The organism is Polymorphobacter sp. (assembly GCF_048007885.1).
Lineage (GTDB): Bacteria > Pseudomonadota > Alphaproteobacteria > Sphingomonadales > Sphingomonadaceae > Sandarakinorhabdus.
Genome location: NZ_CP180346.1, coordinates 715,452 through 730,170, shown reverse-complemented (window position 1 = coordinate 730,170; position 14,719 = coordinate 715,452). Strand labels below are relative to the sequence as shown.

Annotated in this window: 13 protein-coding genes and 1 tRNA gene; 5 read left to right on the top strand and 9 right to left on the bottom strand. The window is 63.2% G+C overall.

Features of this window, described 5'->3' with window-relative positions; all coding sequences use genetic code 11:
* Positions 1-5 precede the first annotated feature (5 nt).
* From ACMVO5_RS03435 to ACMVO5_RS03395, 9 genes are all read right to left on the bottom strand, one after another.
* A complete protein-coding gene (locus ACMVO5_RS03435; RefSeq protein WP_416908676.1) occupies positions 6-794 on the bottom strand; it encodes an MBL fold metallo-hydrolase in 789 nt (262 codons plus the stop codon).
* Positions 791-1,570, bottom strand: a complete 780-nt coding sequence (locus ACMVO5_RS03430) for a TatD family hydrolase (protein ID WP_416908675.1) — start codon at positions 1,568-1,570, stop codon at positions 791-793. Before ACMVO5_RS03430 ends, ACMVO5_RS03435 begins: the two co-directional genes overlap by 4 nt.
* Positions 1,570-3,120, bottom strand: a complete 1,551-nt coding sequence (gene metG, locus ACMVO5_RS03425; protein ID WP_416908674.1) for a methionine--tRNA ligase — start codon at positions 3,118-3,120, stop codon at positions 1,570-1,572. The genes ACMVO5_RS03430 and metG overlap by 1 nt, the downstream gene beginning before the upstream one ends.
* Before the next feature lie 50 nt (positions 3,121-3,170).
* Positions 3,171-4,121, bottom strand: coding sequence for a DNA polymerase III subunit delta' (locus ACMVO5_RS03420; RefSeq protein ID WP_416908673.1), 951 nt, complete (start codon positions 4,119-4,121; stop codon positions 3,171-3,173).
* Entirely contained in the window at positions 4,115-4,738 is a 624-nt protein-coding gene (gene tmk / locus ACMVO5_RS03415; protein ID WP_416908672.1) for a dTMP kinase, read from the bottom strand. The genes ACMVO5_RS03420 and tmk overlap by 7 nt, the downstream gene beginning before the upstream one ends.
* The gene (locus ACMVO5_RS03410; RefSeq protein ID WP_416908671.1) at positions 4,735-5,904 is read right to left on the bottom strand and encodes a D-alanyl-D-alanine carboxypeptidase family protein; all 1,170 of its coding nucleotides are present in this window, start codon (positions 5,902-5,904) and stop codon (positions 4,735-4,737) included. The genes tmk and ACMVO5_RS03410 overlap by 4 nt, the downstream gene beginning before the upstream one ends.
* A 17-nt stretch (positions 5,905-5,921) precedes the next feature.
* Positions 5,922-6,713: a septal ring lytic transglycosylase RlpA family protein gene (locus tag ACMVO5_RS03405; RefSeq protein WP_416908670.1), complete on the bottom strand. Its 792-nt coding sequence runs from the start codon at positions 6,711-6,713 to the stop codon at positions 5,922-5,924.
* Positions 6,697-7,713 carry a lytic murein transglycosylase gene (locus tag ACMVO5_RS03400; protein WP_416908669.1) on the bottom strand — a complete coding sequence of 339 codons (1,017 nt, stop codon included), beginning with the start codon at positions 7,711-7,713 and terminating at the stop codon, positions 6,697-6,699. Before ACMVO5_RS03400 ends, ACMVO5_RS03405 begins: the two co-directional genes overlap by 17 nt.
* A 213-nt stretch (positions 7,714-7,926) precedes the next feature.
* Positions 7,927-8,391: a TonB-dependent receptor domain-containing protein gene (locus ACMVO5_RS03395; protein WP_416909289.1), complete on the bottom strand. Its 465-nt coding sequence runs from the start codon at positions 8,389-8,391 to the stop codon at positions 7,927-7,929.
* 296 nt (positions 8,392-8,687) lie between these two features.
* Here ACMVO5_RS03395 and ACMVO5_RS03390 point away from each other — a divergent pair.
* From ACMVO5_RS03390 to ACMVO5_RS03370, 5 genes are all read left to right on the top strand, one after another.
* Positions 8,688-8,777: transfer RNA gene (locus ACMVO5_RS03390), tRNA-Ser, on the top strand.
* A gap of 323 nt (positions 8,778-9,100) precedes the next feature.
* A complete protein-coding gene (locus ACMVO5_RS03385; RefSeq protein WP_416908668.1) occupies positions 9,101-10,054 on the top strand; it encodes a hypothetical protein in 954 nt (317 codons plus the stop codon).
* Between the two features lie 113 nt (positions 10,055-10,167).
* Positions 10,168-11,445, top strand: a complete 1,278-nt coding sequence (locus ACMVO5_RS03380) for a TolC family protein (protein WP_416908667.1) — start codon at positions 10,168-10,170, stop codon at positions 11,443-11,445.
* Entirely contained in the window at positions 11,442-13,547 is a 2,106-nt protein-coding gene (locus tag ACMVO5_RS03375; RefSeq protein WP_416908666.1) for an ATP-binding cassette domain-containing protein, read from the top strand. Before ACMVO5_RS03380 ends, ACMVO5_RS03375 begins: the two co-directional genes overlap by 4 nt.
* Positions 13,540-14,694: an HlyD family efflux transporter periplasmic adaptor subunit gene (locus ACMVO5_RS03370; RefSeq protein ID WP_416908665.1), complete on the top strand. Its 1,155-nt coding sequence runs from the start codon at positions 13,540-13,542 to the stop codon at positions 14,692-14,694. Before ACMVO5_RS03375 ends, ACMVO5_RS03370 begins: the two co-directional genes overlap by 8 nt.
* Positions 14,695-14,719 lie beyond the last annotated feature (25 nt).

Sequence of the window (14,719 nt, the reverse complement as noted above, 5' to 3'; positions counted from 1 at the left end):
TTTAATCAATCTTGATGGAAGGCGATGGTGCGGCCGTCATGGGCCGGGCGGATGTGCGGCGGCAGCACCGCGCACAGGCTGTCATAGTCCATCGACTGGTCCATATGGGTGAGCAGCGCATGGGCGGGCTGGTAGGTCTCGATCCACTCAAGCGTGGCTTCTAGATGGCTGTGGGTGGGATGCGGGGTGTGGCGCAGGCAATCGACGATCCAGAGATCCAGGCCGGTGAGCGCGGGCCGGGCGCGCTCGTCAAAGGCTTTGACATCAGTACTGTAGGCTAGACTCTTGCCATCCGCGCTGAAGCGCAGGCCGGTTGATTCAATGTCGCCGTGAAGTTGGGGAAAGGGCGTGACGGTGATGCCGCCGATGGTGAGCGGGCCGGTGAGGACATGGGCGGTGCAGCTGGCGGGGTAGCCGCGGGCGCCTTCGAAGACATAATCGAAGCGGCGGGTGATGACGGCGAGGGTTTCTGGGGTGGCGTGGACATCGACGGGACGGCGCATGGCGTGGAAGACCTGGCGCAGATCATCGATGCCATGGGCATGGTCGGCGTGATCATGAGTGATGAAGACGGCGTCGAGATGGGCGACCCCTGCCCCGAGCAATTGTTCGCGCAGGTCTGGCCCGGTGTCGACGAGCAGCTTTGTGCCCTGATGTTCGACGAGGATGGAGACGCGGCGGCGGCGGTTTTTGGGGTTGGTCGGGTCACAGTTCCCCCAATTGCCGCGACCATCCTTGCCGCCGAGGCGGGGCACGCCCGAGGATGTGCCGCAGCCGAGGATAGTGACCTTCACGCCTTCGGGCTCGCCTTGGAAAAGAGCTTGAAGAAGTTTTCGGTTGTGGTTGTTTTCAAGTCGTTTTCATCTTCACCGCGAAGCTGGGCGACGAAGGCGGCGGTGTGGGCGACGAAGGCGGGCTCGCAGGTCTTGCCGCGCATGGGGACGGGGGCGAGGAAGGGAGCGTCGGTCTCGACCAGCAGCCGGTCTGTGGGGATGGTGGTGGCGGTGGCTTGCAGGTCGCGCGCGTTCTTGAAGGTGACGATGCCGGACAGCGAGATGTAAAAGCCAAGCGCCAGAGCGGCGTCGGCGAAGGCCTGGCTGGCGGTGAAGCAGTGGATGACGCCGTGGAGGGGCCCCTGCCCTGCTTCCTGCAGCAGTTCGAGCGTGTCGGCCTCGGCGTCGCGGGTGTGGACGATGAGCGGCAGGCCGGTCGCGCGGGCGGCGGCGATGTGGCTGCGGAAGCTGGCTTTTTGCCGCTCGCGGTCGGACTTGTCGTAATAATAGTCGAGGCCGGTTTCGCCGATGCCGATGACGCGGGGATGGCGGGCGGCGTCGATCAAGGTGCGCGTGTCGGTATCGGGGTGATGGTCGGCTTCATGGGGGTGGATGCCGATGGTGGCCCAGATATCGGGATGGGCATCGGCGAGGCCGATCACCTCGTCCCATTCATGCTGTTTGGTGGAGATGCCGAGAAAACCGGTGACGCCGGCTTCGCGCGCCCGGGCGAGGACGCCGGGCACGTCTTCCCGCAGGCCGGGGTAGTTGAGATGGCAATGGCTGTCGATCAGCATCAGGGCTTGTCCGCTGCGATGCGGGGGAAGACGCCTTCGGGCGCGGGCAGCTGTGTGCCTGTGGGAACTTCCATGTGCAATGCGTTGAAATCACGCAGATCGGTGGCGACGCCGAGCAGGGTGAGCAGCTTGTCGGCCGAGGCCGGGATGAAGGGCTGGACGAGGAGCACGATGCGGCGCGTGGCATCGAGCGTGGTGCCGAGCACGCGCGCCATGGCGGCCGGGTCGGTCTTGGCGAGGCTCCAGGGGGCGTTTTCGGCAAAATAGCCATTGGCAGCCGTGACCATCGCCATCACCGCTTCGAGCGCCTTGTGGAGCTGCAACGCGTTCATGGCGGACATGTAGGCGGCCTCGGCCGTGGCAAGGGCTGTGTCGAGATCGGCGTCGGGGGCGGGGGCGGGCATCTGGCCGCCGAGATTTTTGGCGACCATGGCCAGCGCGCGCTGGGCGAGATTGCCGATGCCGTTGGCGAGATCGGCGTTGGTGCGCTCGATGATGGCTTCATCGGAATAGCTGCCGTCATCGCCGAAGGCGACATCGCGGCAGAGGAACCAGCGCAGCCGGTCGACGCCGAATTTTTCGGCCATGGCGGCGGGATCGACGACATTGCCCAGGGATTTGGACATTTTCTCGCCGCGGTTGAGCAGGAAGCCATGGCCGAAGACGGTCTTGGGCAGCGCCAGACCGGCGGACATGAGGAAGGCGGGCCAATAGACGGTGTGGAAGCGCATCACATCCTTGCCGACCACGTGCAGACCGGCGGGCCACCAGTCTCCATCAAGGCTGCCCTGCCCGCTGGTATCGGCGCCGGTGAGATAATTGGCCAGCGCATCGAGCCAGACATACATGACGTGTGCGTTGTTTGATGGGTGACTGTCACCAGGCACCGCAATGCCCCAGGTGAAGCTGGTGCGGCTGACCGAGAGATCTGAAAGCCCACCGGCAACAAAGGCGCGCATCTCGTTGAAACGAGTGGAAGGCTGGATGAACTCGCTGTGGCTGTCATAATGGGCCAGCAGGCGATCCTGATAGGCCGAAAGCCGGAAGAACCAGCTTTCCTCCACGGTCCATTCCACCGGCGTGCCCTGCGGCGACAATTGCACGGTGGCGCCCGACGCGTCCGTGGCCTCGACCAGTTCGCTGGAATCATAATAGGCTTCGTCGCGCACCGAATACCAGCCTTCGTAGCGATCGAGATAGAGATCGCCATTGGCCGCCATGCGTTGCCATAGCGCCTGCACCAGCGCCTTGTGATCCTGATCGGTGGTACGGATAAAGCGATCGTAGCTGACGCCAAGCATGTCATCGAGCGTCTGGAACGGCGCCACCATCGTGTCGACATAATCCTTGGGCGGCAGGCCGGCGGCGCGGGCGGCCCTGTCGATCTTGAGGCCATGCTCGTCGGTGCCGGTGAGGAAGCGGACGTGATGGCCGTCGAGGCGTTTGAAGCGGGCGATGACATCGGTGGCGATCGCCTCATAGGCATGGCCCATGTGCGGTTTGCCATTCGGATAGGCGATGGCGGTGGTGATGTAGAAGCGTTTGGACATGGCGCTGGCTTTGGGCGATTTGGCAGCGATTGGCAATTGGCTGAGGTGCCTCAGGCGCGCGCGAGGCGGGCGATTTTTCGGGTGAGCGCGAAGGCGACGGTTTGCGGATCGAGCGAGAGCGGTCCGGCGCTGGCGGCGAGGCTGGTGGCATCCTGCCAATCATCAAGGGTCTGGGCGAGGCGGGGGCCGGAGTGGTGACGGGCGGCGGCGGCGAGGATGGCGGGCGTGCGCGCCAGCAGCGCCTGATAGCGGCCGCCGGCGGTCTTGGCGGCGAGGCTGCGGGCGAGACCAAGGGCGGCGGCTTCGGCCTCGGCGGGTGGCAGGCCGGGGAGTGCGGCAAGGGCTGTTTCGAGATCGGCGATGCCGGGTTCGGCCATGGCCAGCGCTGTGCCGGGCGCGCCGGCGGACAGGCGGATGAGGGCGTCGCGGTCTGATGCGGGGAGATCGGGGGCCTCGCGGGCAAGGACGCGCGCGACATCGGCATCGGACAGGGGCTGGAAGCGGAGCAGGCGGCAGCGCGAGCGGATGGTGGGCAGGAGCCGGCCGGGCGCATGGCTGATGAGGAAGAAAATCGTTTTCTGAGGGGGTTCTTCGAGGTTTTTGAGAAGGGCGTTGGCGGCGTTGGGGTTGAGCTCGTCGGCGCTGTCGACGATGATGACGCGCCAGGGGGCGATGGCGGGGGTTTGCTGGAGGACGCCTTGCAGGGCGCGGACCTCATCGACGCGGATGACGCTGCGCAGCTTGCCCTTGTCATCTTCGGTGCGGGTGAGGCGGCGGAAATCGGGGTGGCTGGCGGCGGCGACGAGATGGGCGGCCTGGCTTTCATGCGCGGCTTCGAAGCCGGGGGGCGGCGCGCCGGCGAGCAGCCAGATGGCGGCGGCTTCGGCGAAGCTGGCCTTGCCGATGCCGGGCGGGCCGGCGAGCAGCCAGCCGTGATGGGGCCGGCCGCTGGCGACCGCGGCGGTGACGGCGGCGACGGCGTCGGTATGGCCGATCAGCATGGAGCGAGCGCGGCGCGGACGCGGGCGGCGACGCTGCTGATGCTGCCCTGGGCGTTGACGGCGCGGCAGCGGGCGGGCTCGGCCTTGGGCAGCGCTTCGAAGAAGGCATGGACGCGGGCGTGGAAGGCGGCTTCATGCGCTTCGAAACGGGCTTCGGACGCGCTTTCGGGGCGGACACGGGCGCGGGCGAGGCCCTTGCCTTGCGGCAGCGTGAGGACCAGCGTGATGTCAGGCCAGAGATCGCCGGTGGTCTGGGCGTGGAGCGCGCGCAGGGCGTCATCGGAAAGGCCCTTGCCGGCGCCCTGATAGGCGCGGGTGCTGTCGATATAGCGGTCGCAGATCACGGTGGCGCCGCGGGCGAGCGCCGGGCGGATGACGCGCTCGACATGATCGGCGCGGGCGGCGTTGACGAGGCAAGCCTCGGACCAGGCGGTCCAGCGGCCGGGGTCGCCCGAGACGAGCAGGCTGCGGATCGCCTCGGCGCCTTCGGTGCCGCCGGGCTCGCGGGTGAGCACGATATCATGACCTTCGAGCGCCATGGCTTCGGCGAGGCGGTGCGCCTGGGTGGACTTGCCGCTCCCCTCCCCGCCTTCGAAGCTGATGAAGCGGCCGCTCACAGCCCGGCGAGGCCCTTCAGCCAGTTCCAGAAGCGCAGCAGCGGGCCGGCTTCGGCAACATCGGTGGCAGCGATGAGTGGCAGGCGGACATCATCACGGCCCGGCACGCTGACGAGCAGGCTGCCGAGCCGCTGGCCCTTGGCGACCGGGGCAGTGATGGGCTTTTCGACGACCATGCGCGTATCAAGCTCGGTGGAGCTGCCACGCGGCACGAGGACGGTGAGATCACGCGGAGCGACGAGGCTGACGCCGGGGACTTCGCCGCCCTGCACATCGGCGATGCCGGCGCTGGTGCCGGCGGCCAGCACCGGCCGCTTGACCCAGCCGGCAAAGCCCCAGCTCAGCATGTCGACCGAGGCGGCGGTGCGCTCGCCCTGCGAGGCGAGGCCGCCCAGCACCATGACGACGCGGCGGCCATTTTGCGTGGCCGAGCCGGTGAAGCCATAGCCGGCCTCTTCGGTGTGGCCGGTCTTGAGGCCATCGGCGCCGGTGACGCGGCCGAGCAGCGGATTGCGGTTGGGCTGGGTGATGGGGCGGCCTTCCATGGTCTTGCCCCAGGTGAAATCGGCGCGGCCGTAGAAGCGCTTGTAGAGATCGGGGTGGCGGGTGATGGTGATCTCGGCGATGCGGGCGAGATCGCGGGCGGTGACATGTTGTTCGGGATCCGGCCAGCCATTGGTGTTGGCGAATTTTGATCCTTTTAGACCAATGTCTTTTGCGGTTTTGTTCATCAGGTCAATGAAGGCGGATTCGGAACCCAGCAGGCCTTCGGCGAGCACGACGCAGGCATCATTGCCCGATGCGGTGACGATGCCATTGAGCAGATCATCGACCGTGGCGATTTCGCCCGCGGCGAGGAACATGGTGCTGCCCTGGCTGTGCCATTTGGCCCAGGTCTCGGGGCGGACGGTGATCGGCTTGTCGAGGCTGGTGTCGCCGCGCTTGATCATGTCGAAGGCGACCAGCACGGTCATCATCTTGGCCATAGAGGCGGGCGGGATCTCGCGGTCGGCATCCTTGCTGTAGAGGATGGTGTTGGTGCCGACGTCTTTCATGAAGGCATAAGGGGCCGGCGTGGTGAAGCCGGCGGTGATGTCCTGCGCGAGCGCACTTGTTGAGACAAGCGCGAAGGAAAGGCTGGCAATGACTTGAGAACGCAGGAACAAGGGGGCCTCCAAAAGGGTCAGGGTTTGATGAGCCGGGCGTTGGGATAGCCGGCGGTGCGGATTTGCGAGAGCACCTTAAGCGCTTCGGCCTCTCGGGCATAGGGGCCGAGGCGGACGCGGGTGAGGCCGCCGGGCGCGGGCTGGGTGGCGACCGGACCGAAGGCGCCAAGGAAGCCGCCGAGCCAGGCGACGCGGCCGGGATCGGACAGGGCGGCGACCTGGACGAAATAGGGATTGGCGGGGGGACTGGCGGGCTGTGGCGGGCTGGCGGGGAGATCGACCGTCCGGACGGTCGGGGTGTCGATGGGGGCGGCTTCGGGGGGCGCGGGCTGGCCATCGGGGAAGACGCGGCGGACGCGGACGCGGGCGAGGCCGACCTTGTCGACGCCGAGCAACTGCGCCGAGCGGCGGCTGAGATCGATGATGCGGCCTTCGACAAAGGGGCCACGGTCGTTGATGCGCACGGTGAGCTTGCGGCCATTGTCGAGATTTTCGACTTCGACGAAGCTGGGCATGGGCAGTGTCTTGTGGGCGGCGGTGAGGTCGTTCTGGTCGTAGGTTTCGCCGTTTGCGGTGGCCAGCGCATGGAAGCCGGGGCCATACCAGCTGGCGATGCCACGCTCGTCATAGTCGCGGTCATCTTTCGGCAGATAGGTCCTGCCGAAGACGGTGTAGGGCTTGCCGATCTTGACCGGGCCGGCGGTGGCTTTTGCCGGCGGCGGGGGCGCGCCGAGCGGCGGCGGCTTGCCGGCGCAGGCGGCGAGCGCGAGGGCGCAGGCTGCAAGGAGGGGCTTAGCGGCTGAGTTCATCGCCGAGCATGGCCACCGACAGGGCGTAGAAATTGGAGCAATTATAGGTCATCAGCGTGCGGTAGTTGGCGGTGACCAGCCAGGCCCCCTGCCCCGGGCCGTCAGGCTCGATGAGGGTGAGCGGGGCGTCTGGGAGCGGTTTTTCGGACGTCAGGCCGTACGCCTGCCACTGGGCGGCGGGCAGCGGCAGCGAATGGCGCTCGAGCGGGCGGATGCAGCTGGTGGGGGCGACGGGGTTTTTGACCAATGCGCGGTCGAAGCTTTCGGGCACGGTGACGGCGACGCCCCAGGCGAGGCCGGGCTGCCAGCCATTTTCGACGAGGTAATTGGCGATGGACGCGAGGGCATCAGGCGCGCTGTCCCAGATGTCGGCCTTGCCGTCGCCGTCGCCGTCGCGGGCATAGGCGAGATAGGAGCTGGGCAGGAACTGGGGCTGGCCCATGGCGCCGGCCCAGCTGCCGCGCAGCTTTTCAGGGGGCGCGAGGCCGCGGTCGACGATTTCGAGGGCGGCATCGAGCTCGCGGGTGAAGAGCGATTCGCGGCGGCCGTCCCAGGCGAGCGTGGCGAGGCTGCGGGTGACGTTCATGTTGCCGGTGATGCGGCCATAGCTGGTTTCCATGCCCCAGATGCCGAGCAGGATGGGGCCGGGGACGCCGTAGCGCGCCTCGATGCCGGCGAGCGCGGGGGCGATGCTGGCAGAGGCCGTGCGGCCGGCGCTGATGCGCGCGGGCGTGAGGCGACGCTCGAGATAGGCATCGAAGCGCGGCGGGGCTGCGGCCGTGCTGCTTTCGTCGGGCTGGTTGCGGTCGAGGCTGATGACGCGCTCATTGGCGGTGAGGCCGCCGAGCATGGCATCGAGGGTGGCCGGGCTGATGCCGCGGGCGAGCGCTGCGGCGCGGTAGGCGGAGAGCCAGCTTGGGAAATCGGGGCGCTCGGGTGCCTGGGCGCTGGCGGCAGCGGCACAGGCGAAGGCCAGGACGGTGAGAGCGGAGCGGATCACGGCGCCTGTTTGCCACAAGCGGCGGTGGCTCGGAAGGCTTGGGGCGCGCATTTGTTGTGGATGAAGCAGGCGGGCTTGCGCTGGGCTGAACGGCCAGCCTGCCGATCGGACAGGGGCGGTGCTGTGGCGTTGCGGGACGGGAGCGGCCTTGATGGCGGGCCGTGAGATCATGCTGGCCGGCGGGGCCTGGGGAGCCCCGCCGGGATCAGGAGATCAATAGTTGAACTTCAGCATCATCATCCAGGTGCGCGGGCGCAGCGGGGTGAGGGCCGGGGGCAGCCCGGCGACGATGCCGCCGACATAGGTGACTTCGTCGGTCAGGTTCTGTCCGGAGAGGTTGAGCTCCCACTTCCGGTTCTGGGTCGCGAGCGCGATGAAGGCGTCGATGCGCGTCCAGCCCGGCAGATCGAGCACATTGTTCACGGCCGAACTGTAGGGCCCGGTGTAATTCATGTTGCCGCCGAGCCGGACCAGCAGGGTGTCTCCAACTGCCTGCTCGAACGTGGCACCGAGCCGGGCCTGCCATTCCGAGACCAGCGGCAGGTTGCGGGCATTTGCGACGGCCGCTTCCGAGCCCGGGATCAGCGATCTGTAGCTGTCATTGTTGTAGGCGACCGAGCCGAACAGATCGAGACCCTTGACGGGCCGCGCATTGACTTCAAGCTCGACGCCCCAGATGCGGGCATCTCCTGCCCTATCACAGCGTCTTTGAGGGCCGTGTCATTCATGAGGACTATGTGGGCGCGCTGGCTTCCATCTTTACCCGTGAGTGGCACCAGAGTGGCGGGTGGGAGGGAGTGGGTCAATTGCCGAAAGATGGGTGCGGAGAGGGGGTTTGAGCCCCCTGCCCTGCCTCAGAATGTTGGGTCTCGTTTTCGCACCCGCCGGGCTGCGCCGCCTGGGGCGCGCATTTGATGTGGATGAAGCGGGCGGGCTTGCGCTGGGCTGAACGGGACGGCATGGGGAGCGCGCACGGAAGGGTGGCCGAGTGGTTTAAGGCAACGGTCTTGAAAACCGTCGTGGGGGAAACCTCACCGTGGGTTCGAATCCCACCCCTTCCGCCAATGTCTTATTGCGAAACAATAAGACGGCCCTCTGAGGGGCAAAAATCCCCAGCTTCCGCGCCGTTTTGCCGATGCCGACCGAACCTCGGAGACTGCGCTGGAGGCCTAAATCAGTCTCTGATCGGCTTTTGTCTCTTTTCACCCGAACCTCGTCGGAAAAGGTTCGGATTAAAAATACCAAGCATTTCCAGTAATTTGCTGAAACTACCTCACGGTCGAGTTTCCGGCGCGATCCCGGTAGGCAATGCGTTCGGAGAACCGGTAGTATGGCTGAGCGCCGAGGCTTATCCCGTTGACTCAGGTGGCGGCCACAATGGATAAGGGTGGCGGTGATCGCCCTGATGGTCGGGAGCCTATTGGCGCTGGGCCTGACCGGCATCGCTATGCTGGTGACCGTGCGGCGCAAGAAGCGCTTGCCGGGTGCGTATGGATGGCACCGGACCGCGGGCTATGTGCTGGCCTTGCCGCTGATCATGTTCTCGGCCTCGGGTATCTATCACCTGATCCAGTCGGCGCGGGTGCCACCGGTGAGCCAGCTCACAATGGGCCGGCCCGTCAATGTCGCGAGCGGCAAGTGGCCGGTCGAGGTCGACTGGGCTCTGATCGCCAAGGGGCGCGACATCTCTTCGGTTGCGCTGGTCGAGGGGGACGACGGGCGGCCACTCTACCGCATCGGCCTCGCCCTGCCGAAAGGCGCGATGGGCGGGGGCGAGCATGATCACGGCCCTGCCAAGGCCGCCCCAGAACACGAAATGGCCGGCCACGATCACGCCGCGATGATGGCGGCAGCGGCGAACACCCCCACCACCGACGCAGAAATCCGCGAGGCGCGTTTTGCCGGGATCAAGCCCGATGGCCCGGCGATTTACCTCGATGCTGCTACCGGCGAGGTGGTTACCTCGGGGGACAGGGACCTCGCCCGTGCAATCGCCCGCCGCTTCACCGGCGCGCCCGACAGTGCGGTGACAGGGGTCGAACTGGTCACCCGCTTCAGCCACGAATACGACTTCCGCAACAAGCGCCTGCCGGTTTGGCGGGTGGACTATGCCGATCCGGTCAAAGCGAGCCTGTTCGTCGATACCGGCGCAGGCGTGCTGGTTGACCGGGTGGCCGACCGCGAGAAGCCCGAGCGCCTCGTGTTCAGTTTCATCCACAAGTGGAACTTCCTTTTCCCAGTTGGGCGGCTCGCACAGAATGTGATTGTAGGCGTATTGGCTCATGCTGCCATGTCCTGTTGGCGGGGTGCAAGCATGTCGCGGATGACGGACAGTCAGTGAGAGTTGCTATCAGTTGGGGGCGGTCACTGACGGGAAGCAAATGCATGGCTCTTGAAAAGTCCAAAGCTCATGCTAAATGTAAAATATTGTAAATTTCGATTGGCCGGATAGGATTGAAGCTGAGATTTTTCTACAATCTTTTGATTGGGTTATGCATTGCCACGTCATTTAGTGGCGGTGCGCTAGCTTTGGATTCGTGGCGGATTCTATCGGCCTCTGAAGGCGAGCTAGGGGCTCTTCAGGGTTTGATCGATCGCGCTGTCGAGACCCACCCTTCCATTGCTGCCGCGGCTGCATCTGCCCGCGCGGCGGGTGCCGACGTGCGTGCAGCCAAGTGGCAGCGCTTCCCTAGCTTTTCTGTCGAAGGGCTGCTGCTGGACCAGCCTGGGAATATTATGCAGGCGCAGGCCGTTGTTGATCAGCCACTGTGGACAGGCGGGCGCATCTCCGGGGCAATCAATCGTGCCAGTGCGCGCGCGGGTGCCGCTCTGGCAGCATATGATGAAGCGGTTCAAGCTATCGCGATATCAACGGCGCAAGCTTTCTTCGAAGTTCACCGATGGCGGGAGCGATCCAAAATTCTTTCCGAAAGTCTGGAGCGGCACAACAGCATGGTCGCCACAATGGAGCGACGCTATGCACAGAAAGTCAGTCCGTTGTCCGATCTAGAGCTGGCCCGTTCGCGAGCTTTGCAGATTGAGCAGCAGCGTTATCAATCCCGCGCTCAGGAGGGCGCCGCTTCCAGCCGTTTACGTCAGCTACTGGGAGACCCGTTTCTTTCCGTTGGTAGAGTGCCTTCCATGCCTCAAGCGTGGCTAAATTTCACGGATGAAGGCATTACAACACAAGCTCTTGGATACAGTCCGGCGCTAAAACGGCTTCGCTTGGATGCGCAGGCAGTCGATGCTGAGGCGCGGATTGCGCGCGCCTCCATTCTCCCGCAGCTGAGCGGGCAATATAGCTACAGTGAAATATTCGGTCATCGTGTCGGCCTGGTGCTTAGGGCTCAATCTGATGGTGGCTTATCGCGTTTCGCTGCTGCGGAAGCGGCTAGGCAGCGCGTCCAAGCAATTGAGCTGCAGATTGCTGCAGGAGAGAGGCAATTGCTCGACCAGACTTTTGCCCTTTTGCGCGAATATGAAGCTGCGACTGGACGCCTTGCAGGCAGCGAGTCTGCCTCAGCCTCGGCGAGGCTAGTCATGGAATCCTACATGCGCCAGTTTACCAGTGGTCGCAGAACCTGGCTCGATGTGATGAACGCCGTGCGTGAAGCGAACACTGCCGAAATCGATGTGATTGAAGCCCGCATGTCCGCCCAGTCCTCATTGTCCCGTATCATGCTTCTCTCGGGCCAATGGGCACCCCTTGAATTACCGGGGGATGAGCGATGACTGCGCCGTTGATTGATCTGATTGCAGCCTTTGCGCGGCGCAAGAATGCTTCTCTGGGACCGGATTGGGCCACCAACCTTGCGACTGAGTTGCGCGTTGAAGACCCTAATGCGCTGCAACAGCTATGCGATGCCACCGGTTGGAGTTTGTATCGCCGCAAGGGCAAGCCTAGGGCACATCAATTTCCTCTTCTGGTTTGGCATGACGTGCTCGGCTGGGGAATTGCCGAGAGTTGGATAAATCAATCTCATCTGCGGCTCGTGACCCCCAATGGATTTGTTGAGGCCGAGTGGACGAATAATCTCACGTTATGGGACGTCGGTTTTAAGGGCGTCACCCGCATGGCTGGCGCAAAGCGTGCTATCGACGTCTTTTGGCTTGCGATCATGCGCCGCAAGTCGATGTTTGTCGATGCAACGATCGCAACTATCGTGATTAACCTTATCGCCCTGGCCACCTCGATCTACTCGATGCAGGTTTATGACAGGGTGATCCCGCGCGCAGGCTTTGATACCTTAATCGTCCTTACTGCCGGCATGGTCTTTGCGCTTCTTATCGACATGCTGATCCGTAATACTCGTGCGATTATGATAGACCGCGAGGCTGGCGTAATTGACAGTGAAGTGTCGGAATATTTCTACGCGCGTATGCAAGCTGTGCGACTTGATGCGCGTCCGCGTTCAATCGGGACTATGGCGGCTCAGTTGCGCGGCAGCGATCAAGTGCGATCGCTGCTATCCTCGGCCAGTCTGTTCGTCCTCGCTGACCTGCCGTTTGCTCTGCTGTTTATGGGAGTTATGGCATGGATTGGTGGGATCATTGCGGTGGTTCCGCTCATTGCTTTCCCTCTGGCTCTGCTCCTCGCTGGGTTGATGGCGCGGTTCATAAAGGCCGACACCGCCGCAGCCCAGGTCACGGGAAATCGTAAGAACGGACAACTCGTCGAGGCACTCGATGCGGCTGAGACAATCAAGGCCAATCTTGGCGGATGGCATATGTTGGCCAGTTGGAACCGTCTGATCGATGAAGTTCATGGCCATGAGCTCAAAGTCAAGCGTTGGTCAACACTTTCCGGATCCGGCTTTTCGACGATCCAGCAGCTTTCTTATGTTGGAGTAGTCTGCGTCGGCGCCTTCCAAGTTGTCCAAGGTAACATGACCATGGGCGGCGTCATCGCCTGCTCCATCCTCAGCGGACGCGTGAATGGTCCCCTTATTGCGGCTCTGCCGAACCTGATCGTTCAATGGGGCTATGCCCGCTCATCGCTGGCGGCACTTGATGGTATCCTGACCATGCCGAGTGATCAGCCGGATGATCGCCAAATGGTCCGACAGTCTGATCTTGCCGGGCATCTGCGTATGGAGAATGTCAAGTTTGCTCATCAAGGCAGCCGGCAGGGCATGAATTTGCCGAGCCTCAAGATTGCGCCCGGCGAGCGGATCGGGATTGTCGGGCCCGTAGGTTCCGGCAAATCGACCCTGCTGAAGCTCCTGGCTGGTCTGTACGCGCCGCAGGAAGGTCATGTTCTGCTTGATGGGGTCGATATCCGCCAGATTGCCGAGGAGGACCTTCGTAGACAGGTGTGTTATTTCCCGCAGGACTACCGCCTTATTACAGGTCCCTTGCGCGATAATCTGACGCTTGGTCTACCCACAGCCGATGATGCGGTGCTGCTCGAAGCAGCAGCGAAGACGGGTCTTTCCGAGCTCATTAAAAGCCATCCTATGGGTCTCGACCTTCCAATATCCGAGGGGGGCAATGGCCTTTCTGGCGGGCAGAGGATTCAGGTTGGGTTAACCCGTTTGCTTATGACCAAGCCTAGGCTGTTGCTGCTGGATGAGCCGACGGCCAATCTCGACCAGGAAAGCGAGGCGAGGGTCTTGCAGGCCATTATTCAGGCGATCGGGCCTCAGTGCACGCTGATATTCGTGACCCATAAACTGCAGTTGGTGGGCCTTGTTCAGCGGCTCATGGTTGTCGCAAACGGGCAGATCGCTATCGACGGTCCAACGAATGCAGTGCTCGAAAAATTGCGGCCGGCACCAGTGAAGAAAGCTGCAACTTCAGGTCGCATCGTCGTCCAGGAGGCGAGCCATGCTTGATGGTTTGCGTATCACTTCGTCGCGCAAGGTCATCTTTTTGACGGCAGCGGCGTTTGCGGGTTTTATCAGCTGGGCCAGCTTTGCCGAGATTGACCAGGTCAGCCGCGCCACGGGGCAGTTTATACCTTCAGGCCGTGTGCAGATCTTGCAGAGTACCGATGGCGGTGTGATCGAAACGATTAATGTCAGAGAAGGTGACCAGGTTAGGGCGGGTCAGGTTCTGGTAACGCTTGATCGTGTGCGGTTGGCCGCTGCGGTTGATGAGGGAAGCGCCAAGGTGGCATCTCTCAAGACGGTGAAAGCGCGCATCGAGGCCGAGCTTTTCCAGCGTCCTTTGGTCTTTCCCGTCGACGTCCAGGATTTTCCGGATTTCATCTCGAACCAGCGACAGCTGTTCACAAGGCGCCGCACGGCTCAAAATCAGGATATCGCAGCGCTGAACACTATGTTGCGTCTGGTTCGCCAGGAATTGCTAATGAACCAGCCTTTGCTAGAGAATGGCGATGTGAGCCTTTCGGAAGTCTTGCGCCTCGAGCGCTCGGTTGCGGATATTGAAGGACAGATCGCCAACCGCCAGAATCGTTATTTGCAGGAGCTGCAAGCCGAGTACGCCAAGGTTGAAGAGGAGCTGGTCACAGCCGAGCAGACGCTGACCCAGCGTATGTCGGCGTTGGAGGATACAGAGCTGGAGGCGCCGACAGACGGCATCGTCAAAAATGTCCGCCTCACAACGGTAGGTGGCGTTTTGAGACCTTCAGATGAGGTCTTGCAGATTGTGCCCACGGGGGAAGAGCTCATCTTCGAGGCCAAGGCGTCTCCCTCCGACATCGCTTACATCGGCGTAGGTCAGAGCGCTTCAGTGAAGTTCGATGCCTATGACTCTTCCATTTTCGGTTCTGCCGACGGAACCGTCATATATGTGGGACCTGACACACTTTCCGAGCAGAGCCCTAATGGTGAACGCGTTTATTACCGCGTGCACATACGCGTTGAAACAAAGACTATGCGACCGCGTGCAGGCGAAACAATCTCAATCCAGCCAGGTATGACGGCAACCACCGAAATCCTGACCGGGCATAACACCATCTTAAAATACCTGCTCAAGCCCATCATAAGGACAATCGACCAGTCCTTAGGCGAGCGCTGATTAAATATAATATATAATAGGACCC